Source organism: Pseudomonas putida (genome assembly GCF_028682395.1).
Classification (GTDB): domain Bacteria; phylum Pseudomonadota; class Gammaproteobacteria; order Pseudomonadales; family Pseudomonadaceae; genus Aquipseudomonas; species Aquipseudomonas putida_AB.
The window spans coordinates 75,331-94,160 of record NZ_JANHLC010000007.1; the positions used below are offsets into that span (position 1 = coordinate 75,331).

The 18,830-nt window shown below is 59.7% G+C and carries 17 protein-coding genes; 6 read left to right on the forward strand and 11 right to left on the reverse strand.

Going from position 1 to position 18,830, the window contains the following annotated elements; all coding sequences use genetic code 11:
- Positions 1 to 7: 7 nt before the first annotated feature.
- The 3 genes from NPS46_RS17220 to NPS46_RS17230 form a co-directional block, all read right to left on the reverse strand.
- Complete coding sequence (locus tag NPS46_RS17220) at positions 8 to 1,105, reverse strand: carboxynorspermidine decarboxylase (protein ID WP_274109175.1); 1,098 nt, start codon at positions 1,103 to 1,105, stop codon at positions 8 to 10.
- A 217-nt stretch (positions 1,106 to 1,322) separates the two neighbouring features.
- Positions 1,323 to 1,781 (reverse strand): GNAT family N-acetyltransferase, encoded by a 459-nt coding sequence (locus NPS46_RS17225; RefSeq protein ID WP_274109177.1) that lies wholly within the window; start codon positions 1,779 to 1,781, stop codon positions 1,323 to 1,325.
- 9 nt (positions 1,782 to 1,790) lie between these two features.
- Positions 1,791 to 2,984 (reverse strand): GGDEF domain-containing protein, encoded by a 1,194-nt coding sequence (locus tag NPS46_RS17230; protein ID WP_274109180.1) that lies wholly within the window; start codon positions 2,982 to 2,984, stop codon positions 1,791 to 1,793.
- A gap of 517 nt (positions 2,985 to 3,501) precedes the next feature.
- On the opposite strand from NPS46_RS17230, the gene NPS46_RS17235 reads away from it, so the two are divergent.
- Entirely contained in the window at positions 3,502 to 3,912 is a 411-nt protein-coding gene (locus tag NPS46_RS17235) for an SRPBCC family protein (RefSeq protein WP_274109182.1), read from the forward strand.
- Between the two features lie 48 nt (positions 3,913 to 3,960).
- On the opposite strand, the gene NPS46_RS17240 is transcribed toward NPS46_RS17235, so the two are convergent.
- Positions 3,961 to 4,749 carry an SDR family NAD(P)-dependent oxidoreductase gene (locus NPS46_RS17240; RefSeq protein WP_274109184.1) on the reverse strand — a complete coding sequence of 263 codons (789 nt, stop codon included), beginning with the start codon at positions 4,747 to 4,749 and terminating at the stop codon, positions 3,961 to 3,963.
- Between the two features lie 584 nt (positions 4,750 to 5,333).
- Between NPS46_RS17240 and NPS46_RS17245 the strand changes: the two genes are divergently transcribed.
- The 3 genes from NPS46_RS17245 to NPS46_RS17255 all read left to right on the forward strand — a co-directional run bounded on the left by NPS46_RS17245 (position 5,334) and on the right by NPS46_RS17255 (position 8,127).
- Complete coding sequence (locus NPS46_RS17245) at positions 5,334 to 6,077, forward strand: tRNA (adenine(22)-N(1))-methyltransferase (RefSeq protein WP_274109186.1); 744 nt, start codon at positions 5,334 to 5,336, stop codon at positions 6,075 to 6,077.
- Positions 6,074 to 6,688 (forward strand): hypothetical protein, encoded by a 615-nt coding sequence (locus tag NPS46_RS17250; protein WP_274109189.1) that lies wholly within the window; start codon positions 6,074 to 6,076, stop codon positions 6,686 to 6,688. The genes NPS46_RS17245 and NPS46_RS17250 overlap by 4 nt, the downstream gene beginning before the upstream one ends.
- 278 nt (positions 6,689 to 6,966) lie before the next feature.
- Entirely contained in the window at positions 6,967 to 8,127 is a 1,161-nt protein-coding gene (locus NPS46_RS17255; protein WP_274109191.1) for a GGDEF domain-containing protein, read from the forward strand.
- An 80-nt stretch (positions 8,128 to 8,207) separates the two neighbouring features.
- On the opposite strand, the gene NPS46_RS17260 is transcribed toward NPS46_RS17255, so the two are convergent.
- Positions 8,208 to 9,455: a ubiquitin-like protein gene (locus tag NPS46_RS17260; protein ID WP_274109193.1), complete on the reverse strand. Its 1,248-nt coding sequence runs from the start codon at positions 9,453 to 9,455 to the stop codon at positions 8,208 to 8,210.
- 359 nt (positions 9,456 to 9,814) lie between these two features.
- Here NPS46_RS17260 and NPS46_RS17265 point away from each other — a divergent pair, with 359 nt between their 5' ends.
- Both NPS46_RS17265 and NPS46_RS17270 read left to right on the forward strand, forming a co-directional pair.
- Positions 9,815 to 10,831: a hypothetical protein gene (locus NPS46_RS17265; protein WP_274109195.1), complete on the forward strand. Its 1,017-nt coding sequence runs from the start codon at positions 9,815 to 9,817 to the stop codon at positions 10,829 to 10,831.
- A 333-nt stretch (positions 10,832 to 11,164) separates the two neighbouring features.
- Positions 11,165 to 11,797 carry a hypothetical protein gene (locus NPS46_RS17270; protein ID WP_274109197.1) on the forward strand — a complete coding sequence of 211 codons (633 nt, stop codon included), beginning with the start codon at positions 11,165 to 11,167 and terminating at the stop codon, positions 11,795 to 11,797.
- A gap of 133 nt (positions 11,798 to 11,930) precedes the next feature.
- Here the strand turns inward: NPS46_RS17270 and NPS46_RS17275 are convergent, their stop codons facing one another.
- The 6 genes from NPS46_RS17275 to glcF all read right to left on the reverse strand — a co-directional run bounded on the left by NPS46_RS17275 (position 11,931) and on the right by glcF (position 18,830).
- Positions 11,931 to 12,374, reverse strand: a complete 444-nt coding sequence (locus NPS46_RS17275; protein WP_274109199.1) for a DUF2846 domain-containing protein — start codon at positions 12,372 to 12,374, stop codon at positions 11,931 to 11,933.
- A gap of 226 nt (positions 12,375 to 12,600) precedes the next feature.
- The gene (locus tag NPS46_RS17280; RefSeq protein ID WP_274109201.1) at positions 12,601 to 12,762 is read right to left on the reverse strand and encodes a DUF2986 domain-containing protein; all 162 of its coding nucleotides are present in this window, start codon (positions 12,760 to 12,762) and stop codon (positions 12,601 to 12,603) included.
- Positions 12,763 to 12,973: 211 nt separating this feature from the next.
- Positions 12,974 to 14,674 (reverse strand): L-lactate permease, encoded by a 1,701-nt coding sequence (locus NPS46_RS17285; protein WP_274109203.1) that lies wholly within the window; start codon positions 14,672 to 14,674, stop codon positions 12,974 to 12,976.
- A gap of 269 nt (positions 14,675 to 14,943) precedes the next feature.
- Positions 14,944 to 17,121: a malate synthase G gene (locus tag NPS46_RS17290; protein ID WP_274109205.1), complete on the reverse strand. Its 2,178-nt coding sequence runs from the start codon at positions 17,119 to 17,121 to the stop codon at positions 14,944 to 14,946.
- Positions 17,122 to 17,199: 78 nt separating this feature from the next.
- Positions 17,200 to 17,601, reverse strand: a complete 402-nt coding sequence (locus NPS46_RS17295; RefSeq protein ID WP_274109207.1) for a heme-binding protein — start codon at positions 17,599 to 17,601, stop codon at positions 17,200 to 17,202.
- An 11-nt stretch (positions 17,602 to 17,612) separates the two neighbouring features.
- Positions 17,613 to 18,830: a glycolate oxidase subunit GlcF gene (gene glcF, locus NPS46_RS17300; protein ID WP_274109209.1), complete on the reverse strand. Its 1,218-nt coding sequence runs from the start codon at positions 18,828 to 18,830 to the stop codon at positions 17,613 to 17,615.

Below are 18,830 nucleotides of genomic sequence, written 5' to 3' on the forward strand. Positions count from 1 at the left end.
TACCAGCCTACGAGAGGCTGGACAGGTAATCGTCAAAGCCGAATTCGCGAACCACCTCGACACTGCCGTCGAGTTGCTTCACTACGATGGACGGCATTTTCAGGCCGTTGAACCAGTTTTTCTTGACCATGGTGTAACCCGCGGCGTCGATAAACGACAGCCGATCGCCGATGGTCAGCGGACGATCGAATGGATACTCGCCGAAGATATCGCCCGCCAGGCAGGACTTGCCGCACACCATATAGGTGTGTTCGCCGTCGCAGGGCGCCAGCTTGGCATTGAGGCGATAGATCAGCAGGTCGAGCATATGAGCCTCGATGGAGCTGTCCACGACGGCCAGGTGCTTGCCGTTGTAGAGGGTGTCGAGCACGGTGACTTCCAGGGACGCGCTCTGGGTGATCGCCGCTTCGCCCGGTTCCAGGTAAACCTGCACGCCGTACTTCTGGGAGAACGCCTTGAGGCGTGCGCAGAAGGCGTCCAGTGCATAGCCTTCGCCGGTGAAGTGGATACCGCCACCCAGGCTGACCCACTCGACCTTGTGCAGCAGAGCGCCGAAGCGTTCTTCGATGGTGCCCAGCATCTGGTCGAACAGGTTGAAGTCACCGTTCTCGCAGTTGTTGTGGAACATAAAGCCGGAGATCTGCTCAATCACGGCTTCGATCTTGACCGGGTCCCATTCGCCCAGGCGGCTGTAAGGCCGTGCCGGGTCGGCCAGCAGGTAATCCGAGCTGCTCACCTGCGGGTTCACACGCAGGCCGCGGACCTTGCCCGCAGACGCCTCGGCGAAGCGCTGCAACTGGCCGATGGAGTTGAAGATGATCTTGTCGCAGTTCTCGAGCATCTCCTCGATCTCGTCGTCGGCCCAGGCCACGCTATAGGCGTGGGTTTCGCCGGCGAATTTCTGGCGGCCGAGCTTGAGCTCGTAAAGCGAAGACGATGTGGTGCCGTCCATGTACTGCTCCATCAGGTCGAACACCGACCAGGTGGCGAAGCACTTGAGGGCCAGCAGAGCCTTGGCTCCGGACTGTTCGCGGACATAGGCAATCTTTTTCAGATTGACCAGCAGCTTCTGTTTGTCGATGAGGTAGTACGGCGTTTTGATCATTTCGAGGCCCCCGGCAAGGCCAGCCAAAAAAAGGACACGCATTGTGCCCACACTCGGTGCAGATCGAAAGGGCTGTCAGTAGAGAATGCCGGGCCAGTGTTTCAAATTGACGGGCGCAAGGGCTGATCGCTGATCTGGATCAACGGTTGTTGACGCGTGCGTGCAAGCCGTTGTGCGGCGCCAGGCGAGCAAGCGCGTCCCCAGCACTGACCGGGCGTCAGAGGGCGCGGGACATCAGGTGCTGCGCCTTGCCCCACGCTTCGAACCGCTCCAGCGCGGTCCAGCCACGCTTGGCGTAATAGGCACTCTGGTCGTGGGTGTGCAGGTATAACGTGCTGATCCCACGCTCCCGGGCCTGGTCGCAGACGCCCTCGATCAGCTGCTCCGCCAACCCCTGGCCGCGCGCCTCGGGGGCGACCAGTACACAGGCCAGCCACGGCCCCAGGTCCGGCCGCTCGGGCAGGTCGTCGCGCGCCAGGGCTGCGCCGCCGAGCAGCTGCCCATGCTCGGTTGCGATCAGGCATCGCCACTCGCCATTGCGTTGGCCCTCGGCAAATTCACGTTGCCAGTCGGCCAGCGATTGCTGGGCATATTCATAGGCGAACTGGCGATACACGCGTTCGGCAAAGGCGGCGCAATGCTCCATGCTTGGATCGAGCCAGGTGAAGTGCGGCATCAGGTGTCCTTAAGGTAGCGGGGGCCGGTTGGCCGGCTGTGGTTCGTCACTTGCCCGGGTTCGATCCACCACGCGCAGGCGATCACGGCCGCCACGCTTGGATTCGTAGAGCGCCGCATCCCCTTGTTCGATCAATGCCGCCAGGCTGGCCGGCGGCTGGTCGAACAGGCTGGCGCCAATGCTCAGCGTCACGGCTGCCGGGGTGCTGAAGGCCTGGGTGGTGGCCTGGTGAAATTGCTCGCGCAGGGCACTGCCCAACGCGGCGACGGGCGCGTCGCCGGTGTTGCTCAGCAGGATGACAAACTCGTCACCGCCCAGTCGGGCGGCCAGCGCGCCTTCGGGCAGCAACGCGCGAATCATCTCGCTCAGGCTGACCAGCAGGCGGTCGCCGGCGGTATGTCCATAAAGGTCGTTGACCAGCTTGAAGTTGTCGATATCGATCAGTAGCAGCGCGCCGGGGCGGCTGGGCGAGACGTCCTCGAGTACTCGTGTGGCCCGCACTTCGAGGGCGCGCCGGTTGTACAGGGCCGTCAGCGGATCGCGCGCCGCCAGCCGGGCGATACGCTTTTCCCGGCGATAGCGCTCGGTGCCGGTCATCGACAACGCGATCAGCATTATGGCCATCGCCCCCTCGACCAGGGAGATCTGGATGATCTCGCCCCGAAAGGCCGCCAGGTCGATCAGCGTACCGGGCACCACCGCCGTGAGTGCCTTGACCAGATAGAACAGCCCGTGGAGCAGCAACACATAACGCAACTGGACCGCCCCCACGCTCAGGGAGCTGCCATGGGGGCGCAGCAGGAAACTGGCCTTGAGGGTCAGTCCCGCGACCAGCAGCGAATTGACCAGTAGATAGACCTTCGACCACGGCGGCTCGCCGGGTAATAACAGCAGGGCTAGCCAGGCGACGAATACCAGGTACCAGGCCCGGGACAGCCGCGCCAGGGTAAAGCGCGTGACCCCCAGCAGGAAAAACCAGTGCGCGACCACCAGCAGGCCGTTGGCGAACCAGATGCCGACAAACAGAATGCCGCTGCCACGCAGCAGGGCCAGGGTCGAGCCGACGCAGATCGTGGCAAAGCCCGCGCTCCAGAACAGCAGCGAAGGCTCGCGCACGGTACGCCATTCAATGGCCAGATACAGCGCCGCAGCGGCGGCGAGGGCGATGGTGAGCACCAACATCGTGGAGGGATCGAGGGCCATAGCCTGGGGGGCCTGTCTGATTGCCGGGATAGAGCGGCGATTGTAAGCGCTCAAGGCGGTTTTTCGCAGCGCGTGCCAGCGCTAAAACCGGGTCTTTTTTTACCCGTCGCTGGCGCACTGGGTCGCCCCCGTGCCAGGGCAGCAGAAGCTTTACGGCCACTGCGAGGCGGCGTCTCTATGCGCGCTCTGCTATCGGTTCGGGCGCGGGCAGCCGCGTTGTGAAAAGCTGCGGCAACGGGCGCGGATTGATCGGGTGGCAATCTGATGATGTTGCACGGCCTGGCCAGGCGCCTGGCGGACACAGGAGGGCGGGCTGTCCGGGAAGAGGCCGACAGCTTTGTACTAAAGGCCTGGCCCAGTTCATCATTCGTCGGGTGGCGGATATGGCGCAAGTCGCTAACCTCGTGACCTACATCGCTCGTCGTTGCACTTCATCACGGTCGGTGCGGGTTTGCGCATCGACGGCGGCGTCGCCAGCATGGCTATCTGAACCTTACTCGTAGAGAGAGCAATTGATATGGCAACTGCATCCGCATTTATCGATATCCCGGCGTCGTCTGAGCAGGTATGGCAATTGATCGGTGGTTTCAACTCGCTACCGGATTGGCTGCCGCTGATTGCCAAGAGCGAATTAAGTGAAGGCGGGCGCGTGCGACGTCTGGAAACCCAGGATGGCCAGGTGATCGTCGAGCGCCTGGAGTTCTTCGATAATGCTGGCAAGACCTACAACTATTCCATCAGCCTGGCGCCATTCCCGGTGACCGACTACCTGTCGACCCTGAGCGTCGAAGCCCACGGGCAGGGCTCGCGAGTCAGCTGGTCCGGACGCTTCACCGCCAAAGGTGTCAGCGACCAGGAAGCCGAGGAGCTGTTTGCCGCTGTCTATAACGGTGGGCTGGCGGCTTTGCGGGCCAACTACCCGGCGTGATGCGTCCGCGATTTGTCCTGCCGGCCGACCGACAGCGTTCGCTGCGTATCAAGGCAGCTGGGGCGCCCAGTGAACACCGTTGATGTGCGCGCCACCATCGACAAACAGAGTGTTGCCGGTGAGGTAGCGGCTGTCATCGCTGGCAAGAAACAGGGCCACGGGGGCGATATCGTCCAGCGGATCGCCGACCCGGCCCATCGGGTTGGCGCTGGCCATCGCGGCGGCATTCTCAGGGTTGGCGCGGGCAAAGCGTTGATAGGCATCGCTGGCCGCCCCCGGGCAGATCACATTACAGCACACTTGATATTCGGCCCATTCTCGCGCGGCCGTGCGGGTCAGCGTGCGTAGCGCCTCTTTGGCGGTGTTGTAGTCGGCGCTATAACGATGGGCATTGACGCCGTTGAGCGAACACAGGTTGATCACACGCCCCGCCCCTAAACGGCGAAACTCCGGCAGTGCGGCCTGCATGGCCCAGAACGCCGCCATCATGGCCATATCGAAGGCACCGCGGATGGTTTCGTCGCTCAAGTCCTCCAGGCGTGCAAAGCCCGAACCACGCCACGCGTTATTGACCAGGATATCCAGGCGCCCCCATTGGCTGATTGCCTGGGCCACCAAGGCCTGCACCTGTGCCTTGTCCGTCACATCCACCGCGAGGAAACTGACCCGCTGCCCAAGGTCGGCGGGCAACTCGCTGCGCCACTTATCGGCGGCGGCCGCGTTGATATCCGCCACTAGCACCGAAGCGCCGGCGCGGACAAAGGCTTCTGAAATGCCTCGACCAATACCCGCGGCGCCACCGGTAACAATGGCGACTCGACCTTCAAGCTTTCCCATGGTGATGACTCCTACCGGCAGTTTCGCGGCAACGACGGTGTGGGTGAATAGATGAAGAAACTCTGGGCCGACGGGTCAATGCCAGCATCGTCTATTCGCACTAGGGGCTCGATGCTGCTAGGCAGCAGAGCCTGGTGGGCGCGCGCGTGGAGCCGCGGGCGGATCTCGCGCCTGGCTGTTCAGCCAGCCAGTGCTCTGGGGCGTCTCATACAACGAATACTGTGGGCTGTGTCAATGCGTGCAAGTTGCGGGCTCACGGCACGATGACCTGCACGAAGAAGGGGCAAGAGCCAGGAAAGGACGTCATTGGCCAGCGGCATAAATACCAATCTATTTTATTTGAGGTATTTGGGCGCGCCTTGTGGATACTGTTGCCCGCCCCAGTACGGGGTTCTACGCACTGCCGAGGGCGCCCGGGTGCAGCTCTTTTCGGGTCGATTTGACGGGGATGACGGCAGATCACCGTTGTTCAACAGGCTCTGGGTGTGCAGGACAGATAGATTTGAAATCCCCGGCTTTGCCCGACACAATCGCGCCCCCCGGCCAAACGTGGCGTAGGTGATGGGGAAAACAGGGGGCATTGATTGAACCAGCAGACTTTATCCATGCGCCTGGAGCGGGTGGCGGCGCAGGTGCCGATGGGCGCGCGCCTGGCCGATATCGGCTCGGACCACGCCTACCTGCCGGTGGCGTTGCTGCACCGTGGCGCCATTGCGGCGGCGGTGGCGGGCGAGGTGGCATTAACGCCTTTTCACGCCGCTCGGCGTACCGTGCGCGAGAACGGTCTGGACGCCCGGATCACCGTGCGCCAGGCCAATGGCCTGGCGGCCATCGACCCGGCTGACGGCATCACGGCAATCAGCCTGTGTGGCATGGGCGGTGAGACCATTCGCGACATCCTCGACAGCGGCAAGGCCCAGTTAAATGGTCGGGAGTGCCTGATCCTGCAGCCCAACGGTGGAGAGCAACCATTGCGCCAATGGCTGATGGACAATGGTTACGTCATCGTTTGGGAAGAAGTGCTGCGCGAAAATCGTTTCGATTACGAAATTATCGTCGCCGAGCGTACGGGGCCAGTGCGTTATAGCGCCGAGCAACTGTATTTCGGCCCTGTGCAGATGCAGGCGCGCAGCCCGGCATTCTTGCGCAAGTGGCAGCGCTTGTTACGCCTCAAACAGCAGACCCTGGAGCAGTTCACGCGGGCACGGCAAGCCGTGCCTGAAGACAAGATGCAGGACCTGGCTCGCCAGGTACGCTGGATCAGCGCGTTGCTGGACGGTGCCGGGGCGTATGGTGATGCAGCCACTGCGCAGTGCTCAACACGATGATTGTGGTGGTTGAAGGCATCAGTGCCTGCGGAAAAACCACCTGGTGCACCCGGCACGGAGGGCAACAGGTCATTGCTGAACACGGCCGTCTTGAAAGCGTGCCGGATCGGCTCCAGGATCCGCTTGGTACTGCAGCCTTTTGGGCCGAGCGAAATGTCGAGCGCTGGCAGCAAGCGTTGAGCATGGAAAACCATGCTTCCTTGGCGCTCTGTGATAGCGATCCGCTCAAGCTCCACTACATCTGGAGCCTGTGGCAGATCGGCGTCGCGAGTGAAAATGACTGGGAAATGGAGTTGGATGCCACGCGCGCAACAATCGCCCAAGGCCGGATTGGCTTCGCTGATCGTTACTGTGTCGGTCAAATAGAACCACAACTGGCCCGTGAGCGAGCCAGGGGCGATATGACCCGTCGCCGTCGAGGCTTTGAACAGCATGTCCGCCTGCAACCCGCTCTGCTGACCTGGTATTCGGCGTTGGCGAAAGTGCTGCCCGGCCGAGTGCAGTTCGGCTTGCCGGCAACCCTGCCCGCCGTGGACAACCAGGCGCAACGGTATTCATTAACGGCCTTCGATCAAATGATCGCGCTGCTACCCGCAAAGGGCGCGAGCTGACTACGGGAGAGAGTGAGCCGTTACCTGCCTTGCGAACGCTGAAGGGTGCCCATCGCTGACAGCAATCAGTCATCCCGAACTCGTTGATATAAGGCAAAGAAGTAGCACGGCATTCAAGCCGCCTGGCCGGCCGATTGCCTTGGCGCATTGAATACCTCTACGCTTCACGTATTTTAGATACCCTACCGAATGGATAAGAAGCGCCTGCAAACGCCAGGGGCTTCTGCCATGGCTTCAGTGTTCGGCTCCTATTTTAATCTCTTCACCTGCGCGGATTTATGGTTACCACCGTCCTTATCGGCATGCTTTGCGTGCACCTGCTGTGTTTTGGCTTGATGTTTCTATTGATCAGCACGCGGCTGCACAACAATAAAATGGGTATGGACGTTTTTGCCTTGGGCAATTTTATGCTCGGGCTTGCGTACATCATGCAGTTGTTCGGCGGCCCGGCAGGTTGGGGGTTGATGAGTGTGGTCAACCATACGTTAACGATCTGCGCGCCCGCAGCTTATGCGCTGGGCATTATGCGTTTCTTTAACCTGCCCACCACCGTATGGCGTCCGCTGCTGGCGCTGGCGGCTGGCTACACGGCGGCGCAGTTGCTGGTGCAGTGGGCGCTCGGCACCGAGGGCCGCTATGCGCTGTTGGCCGGTTCGTGTGCATTGCTGTTTCTGGGCATGATTGTGGCGGTGCTCTATGCCAGACGAACCTTGGCCAAGCATCTGCATGTCGAAATGGCGGTGCTCGCCGTTTTACTGGGCGGCATTTGCGCCCTGAATGCGGTGAAGTTTGTGCTGATTGTCGCGGGGGGAATGGCGGCCCTGGAGTTGAGCGGCAACTTTCACAAGATCTTCTACATCTACATGTCATTCCTGGGTACGGTGATTCCGCCTAGCGTGATCTGGCTGGTGCTGCACCGCCTCACCGATGAACTACGTGCCATGGCGGCGCATGATCCGCTCACGCGCCTATTGAACCGGCGCGGGTTGACGGAGCAACTGGACATCTATTTCCGCTCCCGAACCGCCCAGCCGGCCTATCTGCTGGTGATGGATATCGACCATTTCAAACGTATCAACGATAGCCACGGGCATAAAGTCGGCGATGAGGTGCTGTGCCATGTTGCCGCCACCCTTAAGGCTAACGCCCGCCAAGGCGACCTGGTGTGCCGGCTGGGCGGCGAGGAGTTTACGGTCGTCTGCCTGAATACCGACAGGCTCGGCGCCCAGCAATTGGCCGAGCGTATTCGCGTGGCGATTGAACAGAGTCAAGTGACGGGTAGCCGCACGGGGCGCCCGATTCGCTGCACTGTCACCATCAGCGTGTCGGCGGCCCTGACCGGCTCGCAAGCCTTTGACGAGGCGATGGAGCAGGCGGATGCCGCTCTTTACCGAGGCAAGGCGGCAGGGCGTAATCGGGTTGAATATGTGCCGGTGTAGCCATTCAGGCGGTGGCCGATATTGGCGACGCTATGGCCTGATGCCGCTTTGACTGTGGTTTCGAAAGCCCCTAAGCATTGTCAGAACGAACCAGTCCAGCTCATTGCCACCCAGCGTGCGGGCTGCTGTCCCTCGTGGGTGCCATTGAGCAAGAGCATCAAGCGGCTATCCAGCATCAACCATGCGATCCCGAGCTGGCCGCGCATCCACGTGCGGTCGCTTTGCTCTGCGTCCAGACGCATATGCTGCGACCCCCAATAGGCATCTATCGGGTCAGCATCATCATGAACCCGGCGAACCCCTTCAATGCCTGCGAGCAACTCAAGGTGATCCGCTAACAGGTATTTGCCATTCATGCCGAACCGAAGTTCAGAAATACTGTGATTGCGTTCACCCAGCGACATGGCCTGGCTGCCACCCGTCTCGTCATAGGAGGAAACGCGGGTTTGCACATAGTTCAAGTCTACATAGGGTGAGAGTTCCATCCCCATGGGCCGCCATAGCGCTTCCCAGTCCAATCGGGTGCGCAGCGCCACGGTATCGACCCCCGGCGTCGCGCTGGAGCTCTCGTTTCCTGACGGCGTCGAATAACCACGACGCATGTCAGCCTCGCCATGGTTGTAATAGGCGGTCAGGGTCGACCAAAGATTGGGCGACACCGCAGTCACCGGCGCGATGAACTCCAGTAACAGGTAGGTTCCTTGCTCTTTGATGGTATTCACCCCTCCAAAGCTATCGCGTACACGGCTCTTACCCACAGCAAGCCCCAATTGTGCGCCGTTTTCCGTAAGACGCTGGCACCCTCCGACCTCGGCAACCCCAACCGAGCTGCCCGCACCGCCCAGGTCATCGCCACCCCAATCTCCGGCCAGCCAGGCGCAATTCTGCTTACCGGCGGCAACGCGAAAATCCAACGGGTGCCCGTGGTTCCCACTCAGTACTAAAACAGCGGAGCCGACCGCAAGCTTGGATACGTCACTGGCCTGTCGAACCAGCCCCTCCAACCCACTTGGTTGCAACACGATCTGCACCCTCTCAAGGTGCAGCGTTGACTCTTTTTGAATGTTGTAATCCGCAAGCGTACGACCTTCCTCCAGCGCTCTACCGGCAAACTTCAGGGCCTGCTGGTCGGGAGGAATGCCTTCCTTATCCTGAATCTTGGCTTTGACATTTTCGATCGTGTCATTCGCTTCCACCTCCAGCGCAATAGTCTTGCCAGTGAGGGTCTTGACGAATATCTGCATGGCGAATGCGGGTGTGGTAACACCACACACCAGCACGAGCAGCACGATACGAGCAAGCAGGGGGACTCGAACGATAGGGAGCATCACGAAAGGCACCAACTGAGTGAAAAAGCCAAGGGTGATAGCATAATGATGTCGCTCGGGCAGGCACAATCTCTAAGTGAGTGGCTGCCAGATTGTTACGCGCTGATGACATCGGGCGGGCATTTGTTGATTCACTCTTGCAGTGTTTCAGGCGAGTAGTACACCGACTCAAGGGGGCACTAACAATTGATTGCGGTTGATCTACGTGGTACATGACGTAGAGCGTTGCCGTCGGCCTGGCCACGTAGAGCCTAAGCACCATCAAAAAACCTGACAGCGCCGCCTAGGCGGCGTGAAGTTTGATTTGAAATTAGCTGTTCCGGTGTATGCGCCTAAAAAATGGTATTTAAGGAAATGAAATGAGCACATGGTTCAGCAGTATCCAACTTGGCTTTGATATGGCAACAAGCTTGACAATTGTAGGTGCGGCAGTCACTTGGATTATCGGCCAGAAGAAACAAGCCGAAGCTGAAAAAATTCGCGGAATCAATCAGCACGCAAGATCAACAGGCCTCAAAAAAGTCCAGGATGTCCTTTTTGAAATAGAAGATAAGTACTCAATACTGATTAGCAAGACCCAAGCCTTTGAGAAAAATATTGATCTGCGAGTGCGTAGAACTAATGGTATGTTGGATTTTACTCGCCTAAATCAAACGATAAAAAATGACAGTGGTTTTTTAGTGGTGTCGGCGGATCGCTTGCGAGATATTCGCGAGGAGTTAGGCCAGTTTTATGAGCTTATTCAGGTTAGGCGTTATAGCTTGCTCCCTCTGCTTGATGCTATTAAAGACGGTGATAAATATATTGGTGTGTTCAAGCGCAATATTGATGAGGTTGGCGAAGCATACAATAAAATGGGATCTGATAATTTATCGCTGCTAAAAGAGCTTAACGAAGTGATTGTCTTGCTCAATGATGAGTACGGCGATGAATTGATTGATCTGCCCGATGAACTCATAGGTGCTCTGTTTAATAAAATAACGGCCAATGAAAAAATAATAAAGGCAATCAACTCTATCATTTTTGATAAGTCCTATTTTTATTGGGTTCAAGCCTTTACTCCTACTGGTGAAGAAGAGCGCTTTCTAGAGAAGGTTGTCGTTCCGAATAAAATTGAGGATATGAAGCTGTATTCTGATGTAATAACCAATTTTATTTTGTCCTTGATTAAAAAGAATCACGAGTTGCTTTCTCAGGTTCTCGCAAGTTCATCAAATTCAGTGATGCAGGCGCGTATGGAATGTAAAGATATCTTGATTGCACTCAGCGCCATTTCGCACAAGTTGGTCATGGATAATAACGATGAGAGCTTGGAGCAAGTGATTGAGAAATATGATGCTGAGGGCTATTTTGGTAGAGATACCACCATTCGTTAATCTGTGATCTGTTCTCGTGAGGATTCGAAGTTGGCATGTATTTTTGGCCAACTTCAACCCTCGACTATTTTGAAGTGGCGACTTGACGAAAACGATCAAGTCGCCTGCTGCTTTCGGTGTTTCAAGCTGCGGCAAGAGCTCCGTGGTCGCCATGTCATGGATTACGGGCGCCGCTATTTTGCATTCGTCAGTCAATATCGATGCGCTATTTACAGTATTGTGGACAGTTCCACTCATGGATAAAGCTGGCGTGGCGATGAGCTGGATTTTTAGTTCTATCGCGTGCTGATTGAATCAACGTAAAATTAAAAAGCCATGTCATAGGGTGAGTCGATGAAAGTTTTTTTGATGGTGTCTATCTTGTTTGGTTCTACGCTTTCTTTAAATGTCTTTGCCAGTGCCTTAGACGTAGAGCATAAATTAATTGAGCGGCGCTGGTATTCTTTCGATGAGGTGATAGAGAAGAGGGATAGATATGACAGGGTAGACATTTCGCGAGGGTATATCGAATATTACTTCGAGGGTGATAAGTACACCCCTAAATATCCAGAAGAAAAATTGTCGCCACGTGAAAAATTCTACTCTAATCATGGGAGTGTTGGAACCTATGCGGCGGCTGATTATGAGTCTGCACTGGATGAAGCGTGCGTAGATGTTGTTTCGGGTTCTCTGGGCTCATTCAGAGGTAGCTATGAAAACTCCAAAAGATCTGATCGGCAACAATACAAGCGTATGGTTGTCGGTATAAAGTCTTTAACGTACAAAGGTCCTGAATACAACTTTAAGAGCCCTTCGTCGTGGTCGCCTGTCGAATTGCCGAAGAACAAAAGAAGTCTTCTTTGTGAGATTTATGAAGTCAAGAGTGGCGCGAGTGATGTGAAATACATCGTTTATGCGGCTTCAGTGGCAGTCGCAATGTATGACGAGATTCATACGGCACCACTGCCAGATAGTAAGGTCGAGTAGTCAACGTTCTTCGCGTTAATGCTGCGACAATCGTTATGCCAGCTCTTGGACTTGCCAGTCCCCACCATCCCCCCCTCCATAAAAACAACAAAGGGCGATCGGATCCCCGTTCGCCCTTTGTTATACATCCCGCTTACTTGGCCAATTCGCATTTCTGCAGATGATTCTGAGCGATGCTGGCGGGCACTATTTTCAGGTTCGCTCCGCCGACAAATACGCCCATTTTGATCGACTGGCGTACGTAATGGTTCTGCCCGGCCACGGCGATCAGGTCAAGGGTGTTGTCGCTGAATTCGGATTCGGTCGCGATAACATGTGGGCCTGGAGCGATCACGCGGTAGAAGTACACCCGGTTGGCCGTTTCACCGATCACGGATCCGTCAACCTTAACGGTCTTCTTCAGGCTCTGGCCGCCGAGGCTGTCGCGGTAGATGTACAGCCCGGCCTGATGGGGAGGCGGTGCTGGGAAGGTTTTCAGCGTGGCATCGATTTCGGGGCTGTCCATGGGGACAGAGGCGCAACCGCTCAGTACGGCAATGGCCAGGGCGGTTGCAAACAGCTTGATGCGGCTTGGCATCGGAAGTCCTTTTCTTGTGAGTTGGGCAATCAGTGCCCTGGCACTGGGGCCCGGTCACTGACGGGCGAGATTATGGCTTATTGACATCATCTTGGCGATGGGGCGTTTGCCGCTAAATGCCCCGGGAAAACAACGCTCGGCGGCCATGGGCCTTGCTACTGCGAACGAGCAGGGCATGTTCGCCTTTGCTCAGGCCATCCCGTGCTTCAAGCAGCCGCTCTCTTCATCAGCTCTCGGCAGTAATGATCGGGCTGTCAGCGGCCTCGGCCGCCAGTTTCAAACGATCCGCTTTACTGATGTAGGTGTTCTTGTTTTTCGGCGCCAGTTTGGCATTGGCCTTCTTGGCCTTGGCTTTGAATAGCTGCTGCAGTTTCTTTTGACGATTCATGCGTTCTACTCGGCGGGTCAGACGCGCAATGATATCAGTTTGCAGAATGCTCCAGCGGCTTGCCGCGTATGCGATGACGAGTTGCGTGGAGATAAAAAAACGCCGGCTTTCGCCGGCGTGTTTGTAGGCTTGGTGAGGATGCCCCCGCTGCCGAGGGGGCGAGTGGGACCTGAGCAGGACTGCCCGCGGGGGGGGCGGCAGTCATCGGGAATCAGGGGGCCATTTGCAGTGGATCGCTGATCCCCAGCAGGTAGAAGCCGATCATGCCCAGGGTCCCTGCCAGGAGGATGTAGTACAGGGTCGGGACGATGGTTTTGCGCAGGGTGATCCCTTCGCGCCCCAGCAGGCCTACCGTGGCGGAGGCTGCCACTACGTTGTGAATCGCGATCATATTGCCGGCCGCCGCGCCCACTGATTGCAACGCCACCATCAGCGCGCCGGAGAGGCCGAGAATTTCCGCGGTATTGAATTGGAACTGCGACAGCATCAGGTTGGACACGGTGTTGGAACCGGCAATAAAAGCGCCCAAGGCGCCCACGGCCGGGGCGAAGATGGGATACACGTCACCGACACTGTCGGCGACCAGCCGCGCCATCGCCACGGGCATCGACACCAGGTCCGAAGCGTTGACCCCCGAGTTGATCAGGATCCGCACCATGGGGATGGTGAAAATCAGTACAAAGCCGGCACCGAGCAGGGTCTTGCTCGATTCGCTGACGGCCGCCATCAGTTCGCTGACGCGCATGCGGTGCAGGAAGAAGGTCGCCAGCGATACCACGCAGAGCAGGCCGCCGGGCAGGTAGAGCATCTCCAGGCTGGCGGAGACGCCGGTCTCGCCGAGAATATCCTTGGCGCCAAAGCTCAGGGACAGCATCCAGGCCTTGAGCGCCGCGATATTGCGCGACAGCACCAGCAGCACCGCCAACAGCACATAAGGGGCCCACGCCAGTGCGACGGGAATGGCTTTTTTACCGGCCATATCATCGAGTTTCATCTCGATCTTACCCATCCACTCGGCTGGCCACTCACTGGCGGGGGCAAAGTCCCAGGTGGCCTTGGGCAGCAGGAAGCCAGCCTTGGCCGCTGGAATCACGATGCTCAGGCCAACCAGGGCACCGATCATCGAGGGAAATTCCGGACCGAGGAACACCCCGGCCGCAGCGTAGGGAATCACGAAGGCGAGCCCGGTGAAAATCGCAAACGGGGTCATTTCCAGGCCTTCGCGCCAGGATTGGTTCTTGCCGAAGAAGCGGGTCATGATGCAGACCATGATCAGCGGCATCAGGATCCCGCACAGGGCGTGGATGATCGCCACCCGCGAGAAAATCAGGTGGAAGAACACGTCCCAACTGCTGCCGACCGCTGCCAGTTGCGCGCCGATGCCCGCCTGGTCAAGCCCCCCGGCGACCCCGACGACCATGGGCGCACCGACCGCGCCAAACGACACCGGCGTGGACTGCACCAGCATGCCAAGCACCACCGCCGCCATGGCGGGAAAGCCCAGGGCAACCATCAATGGTGCGACCACCGCCGCCGGTGTGCCGAAACCGGAGGCGCCCTCGATAAAACAGCCGAACAGCCAGGCCACGATCAGCGCCTGGACCCGTCGGTCAGGGCTGATATTGGCGAAACCTCGGCGAATCGAGCTGATGCCGCCGGAGTGCTTGAGCGTGTTGAGGAGCAGGATGGCGCCGAAGACAATCCACAGGATCGCCGCCGTGAGGATAAGGCCCTGGAGTGAGGACGCCAGGACCCGATTGAACGACATGTCCCAGGCACCGAGGCCGATCAGTGCCGTGAGCAGGAAGACCACCGGCATGGCGTACTTGGCTGGCCAGCGAAAGCCGATCAGTAGCACGCCCGCCAGTACCAGGGGCACGAATGCCAGAATGGACAGCAGTGTTTGACTCATGGTTTGGTTCCTTGTTTTTTTTGTGAACCACAGTTTTCCCGGGGATACCCGGTGCCACGCTTCGCGCGCTTGCGCGCGGCTTGAGCCGCTTCGCCAGGGATTACCTGACGTGGCCACTCATGCTCGAGAGCCCCGGCAGCCATGGGCGGTCGGGGCTTTATTGGTCTTTACCCCGAATCACTGCGGGGCATTGAGTGGATGGGAAAGCCTGGGCTGCGCCGGTTCGCAAGCCTCGGCGGCGAGCGACCTTGGCGGTCGCGCATGCCTCCTCAGGCCTGCTGCTTGAAGCGCAAGCGCCAGGCATGCAGCAACGGTTCGGTGTAGCCGCTCGGTTGCTCGCGGCCCTTGAACACCAGGTCGCAGGCAGCCTGGAAGGCCATCGAGGCGCTGTAGTCGCGGGCCATCGGCTGGTACAGCGCATCGCCGGCGTTCTGCTGGTCGACCACCTTGGCCATGCGTTCCAGGCTCTCTTTTACTTGAGCTGCGCTGATGACTTGGTGATGCAGCCAGTTGGCGATGTGTTGGCTGGAGATGCGCAGGGTCGCGCGGTCTTCCATCAGGCCGATATTGTGGATGTCCGGCACCTTGGAGCAGCCGACGCCTTGCTCGACCCAGCGCACCACATAACCGAGGATGCCCTGGCAGTTGTTGTCCAGCTCTTCCTGGATCTGGCTGGCGCTCCAGTCGGGTTCGGCGGCGACCGGCACACTGAGCAGGCCATTGAGCAGGGCCTCGCGCTGGCTGTTTAGGTCGATGGCTTCCAGCTCGCGCTGCACGGCCTGGACATCGACCTGGTGGTAGTGCAGGGCGTGCAGGGTGGCGGCAGTCGGCGAGGGCACCCAGGCGGTATTGGCGCCGGCCTTGGGGTGGGCGATTTTTTGTTCGAGCATGGCGGCCATTAGGTCCGGCATGGCCCACATGCCCTTGCCAATCTGCGCCCGGCCACGCAGGCCGCAGCTCAGGCCGACCAATACGTTGTTGCGCTCGTAGGCCTGGATCCAGGCACTGCTTTTCATATCGCCCTTGCGTAGCATGGGGCCGGCTTCCATAGCGGTGTGCATTTCATCGCCGGTGCGGTCGAGGAAACCGGTGTTGATAAAGGCCACCCGTGCCGCCGCGCTGGCGATGCAGGCCTTGAGGTTGATACTGGTGCGCCGCTCTTCGTCCATGATGCCCATTTTCAGGGTGTTGCGCGCCAGCTTCAGCAGGTCCTCGATACGGGCGAACAGCAGGTCGGCAAAGGCCACTTCGGCCGGGCCGTGCATCTTCGGCTTGACGATGTAGACGCTGGCGGTGCGCGAGTTGCCCTGGCGCTGCAGGTCATGGAGGGCGATCAGGCTGGTCATTACGCCGTCGAGTATGCCTTCGGGGATCTCGCGGCCGTCGCCGTCGAGAATCGCCGGGTTGCTCATCAAATGGCCGACATTGCGCACAAACAGCAGCGAGCGGCCGTGCAGCTTCAGCGTGCCGCCGTCCGCTGCGGTGTATTCGCGGTCCGGGTTGAGGCGGCGTACGATCTGCTTGCCGCCTTTCTCCAGCGCCTCGCTGAGGTCGCCCTTCATCAGGCCCAGCCAGTTGCGGTAGATCAGCACCTTATCATCGGCATCGACTGCGGCCACGGAGTCTTCGCAGTCGAGAATGGTCGACAATGCGGACTCGATCAACAGGTCCTTGACCCCGGCCGCATCGGTAGCGCCGATCTGGCTGGCGGCATCGATCTGGATTTCCACATGCAGGCCGTTGTTCTTGAGCAGCACGGCCGTTGGCGCGCTGGTATCACCCTGATAACCGACCAGTTTTTCGGGCTGGGCCAAGCCGGTCAATGTGCCGTTGGCCAGGCTGACCTGGAGTTGGCGGTCTTTGATCTGGTAGTTGAGCGAATCGACATGGGAGCCCGTGGCGAGCGGTGCCGCCTGGTCGAGAAAGGCGCGGGCAAAGGCGATCACCTTGTTGCCCCGTACCGGGTTGTAGCCCTGACCCTTTTGCGCGCCATCGGCCTCGCTGATTGCATCGGTGCCGTAGAGCGCGTCGTACAGCGAGCCCCAGCGGGCGTTGGCGGCGTTCAGCGCGTAGCGCGCATTCATCACCGGTACCACCAGTTGCGGGCCGGCCTGGTGGGTGATTTCGCTGTCGACCTGGGCGGTGCTGGCCTGCACCTGGTTTGGCTGGGACAGCAGATAGCCGATGGATTCGAGGAAGCCGCGGTAGGCCGGCATATCGGTAATCGGGCCCGGGTGCTCGCGGTGCCAGGTGTCCAGCTTGACCTGCAGTGCATCGCGCTCGGCCAGCAGCTTACGGTTCTGCGGCGCCAGTTCATGAACCAGGGCGGCAAAGCCGGTCCAGAACGCCTCGCGCTCGATGCCGCTGCCCGGCAGCACTTCTTCGTCGACGAAACGTTGCAGCTTGGCGGCCACTTGCAGGCCCTGGCAGTTCACGCGATCAGTCATTTTTCACTCTCCCAAAAACAGTACGTGTACGGCGTCAGGCGCCGGGCGGATCACTCGGGACCCGCTTCAATAAACAACTCAGCCCAGTGCCGCGACACCGGCCCTGGCCACCTGGGCGTCCTGGTCGGCCTTGACCCCGGAGACGCCCACCGCGCCAATCACTTGGCCGGCGACGATCACCGGCACGCCGCCTTCGAGGGAGGTCAGCAGCGGCGCGGACAGGAATGCCGTGCGCCCGCCATTGACCATGTCTTCATAGCCCTTGGTTTCGCGGCGGCCGATGGCGGCGCTACGGGCTTTCTCGCCGGCAATGTAGGCGCCGGCCGGCGCGCAGCCGTCCAGGCGTTCCAGGGCCAGTGGATGACCGCCGTCGTCGACCACGCTGATGGTCACGGCCCACTGGTTTTTCTCGGCTTCACCACGGGCAGCGGCGAGGATTTTGCTGACTTCGGTCTGGCTCAAGACGGCTTTGCTAAGCATGGTGATCTCCGTTAGTTCAGGGCTTCTTCGACGAGTTCGATCCAGTGCCGCACAGGGGTGCGGCCGGCGCCGTCGAGATGGGTCTGGCAGCCGATATTGGCGGTGACGATGACCTGGGGCTTGCCGCTTTCCAGGGCATTGAGTTTGTTGTCGCGCAACTGTTTGGACAGTTCGGGCTGGGTCAGTGAATAGGTGCCGGCCGAGCCGCAGCACAGGTGGCTGTCGGGCACAGCCGTGAGGCCGAAGCCGAGGCGGGTCAGGACGCTTTCCACCGCGCCACCGAGCTTCTGGGCGTGTTGCAGGGTACAAGGGCAATGGAAGGCCAGGCGCATGTCGGCGTGTACACCGAGTTGCTCCAGGGGCTCGGCGCTGAACACCTCCACCAGGTCCTTGGCCAGGCTGCTGACGCGCCGGGCCTTGTCGGCATAGGCCGGGTCATGGGCCAGGAGATGGCCGTACTCCTTGACAAAGGCGCCGCAGCCGCTGGCGGTCTGCACAATGGCTTCGGCACCTTGCTCGATGGCCGGCCACCAGGCATCGATATTCTGTCGGGCGCGTTGCAAGCCTTGCGCCTGGGCGTCGAGGTGGTAGTCCACTGCGCCGCAGCAGCCGGCTTCCTGGATCGGCGTGACGCTGATGCCCAGGCGGTCAAGCACCCGTGCGGTGGCAGCGTTGGTGTTGGGGGCCAGGCCTGGCTGCACGCAGCCTTCAAGCATCAGCACCCGCCGGGCATGCCGTGGCGCGGGGCGTGGCTTGGCCGTCGCGGCGCTGCGCGGCAATTTGCTGTTGAGGCTGGCCGGCAACAGGGGCCGGAACACCTGGCCGGCCTGGGTGAGCCCTTTGAACAGCGCGGCATGGGGGACCACCGCGCGCAGGCTTTGGCGCAGCACCCGTTGCGCGAGCGGGCGGGGCACGGCGGCGTCGACCACGGCGCGGCCGATATCCAGCAGGTTGTGGTACTGCACCCCCGACGGGCAGGTGGTTTCACAGTTGCGGCAGCTCAGGCAGCGGTCCAGGTGCAGTTGGGTCTTGGCGCTGACCTCCTGGCCTTCGAGCACTTGCTTGATCAGGTAGATGCGCCCGCGCGGGCCGTCCAGCTCGTCGCCGAGCAGTTGGTAGGTCGGGCAGGTGGCGTTGCAGAAACCGCAATGCACGCAACTGCGCAGGATCCGCTCGGCTTCTTCGGCGCGAGGCAGTTGCCGGGCCTGTTCACTCAGATGGGTCTGCAC

What these genes read in the sequence shown, in the direction of transcription:
- NPS46_RS17250 (WP_274109189.1), top strand. Translation starts at nt 6,074, where the DNA reads ATGATTGTGGTGGTTGAAGGCATCAGTGCCTGCGGAAAAACCACCTGG.
- NPS46_RS17240 (WP_274109184.1), bottom strand. Translation starts at nt 4,749, where the DNA reads ATGGGAAAGCTTGAAGGTCGAGTCGCCATTGTTACCGGTGGCGCCGCG.
- NPS46_RS17235 (WP_274109182.1), top strand. Translation starts at nt 3,502, where the DNA reads ATGGCAACTGCATCCGCATTTATCGATATCCCGGCGTCGTCTGAGCAG.
- NPS46_RS17270 (WP_274109197.1), top strand. Translation starts at nt 11,165, where the DNA reads ATGAAAGTTTTTTTGATGGTGTCTATCTTGTTTGGTTCTACGCTTTCT.
- NPS46_RS17285 (WP_274109203.1), bottom strand. Translation starts at nt 14,674, where the DNA reads ATGAGTCAAACACTGCTGTCCATTCTGGCATTCGTGCCCCTGGTACTG.
- NPS46_RS17225 (WP_274109177.1), bottom strand. Translation starts at nt 1,781, where the DNA reads ATGCCGCACTTCACCTGGCTCGATCCAAGCATGGAGCATTGCGCCGCC.
- NPS46_RS17290 (WP_274109205.1), bottom strand. Translation starts at nt 17,121, where the DNA reads ATGACTGATCGCGTGAACTGCCAGGGCCTGCAAGTGGCCGCCAAGCTG.
- NPS46_RS17220 (WP_274109175.1), bottom strand. Translation starts at nt 1,105, where the DNA reads ATGATCAAAACGCCGTACTACCTCATCGACAAACAGAAGCTGCTGGTC.
- NPS46_RS17295 (WP_274109207.1), bottom strand. Translation starts at nt 17,601, where the DNA reads ATGCTTAGCAAAGCCGTCTTGAGCCAGACCGAAGTCAGCAAAATCCTC.
- NPS46_RS17255 (WP_274109191.1), top strand. Translation starts at nt 6,967, where the DNA reads ATGGTTACCACCGTCCTTATCGGCATGCTTTGCGTGCACCTGCTGTGT.
- NPS46_RS17260 (WP_274109193.1), bottom strand. Translation starts at nt 9,455, where the DNA reads ATGCTCCCTATCGTTCGAGTCCCCCTGCTTGCTCGTATCGTGCTGCTC.
- NPS46_RS17230 (WP_274109180.1), bottom strand. Translation starts at nt 2,984, where the DNA reads ATGGCCCTCGATCCCTCCACGATGTTGGTGCTCACCATCGCCCTCGCC.
- NPS46_RS17280 (WP_274109201.1), bottom strand. Translation starts at nt 12,762, where the DNA reads ATGAATCGTCAAAAGAAACTGCAGCAGCTATTCAAAGCCAAGGCCAAG.
- NPS46_RS17265 (WP_274109195.1), top strand. Translation starts at nt 9,815, where the DNA reads ATGAGCACATGGTTCAGCAGTATCCAACTTGGCTTTGATATGGCAACA.
- NPS46_RS17275 (WP_274109199.1), bottom strand. Translation starts at nt 12,374, where the DNA reads ATGCCAAGCCGCATCAAGCTGTTTGCAACCGCCCTGGCCATTGCCGTA.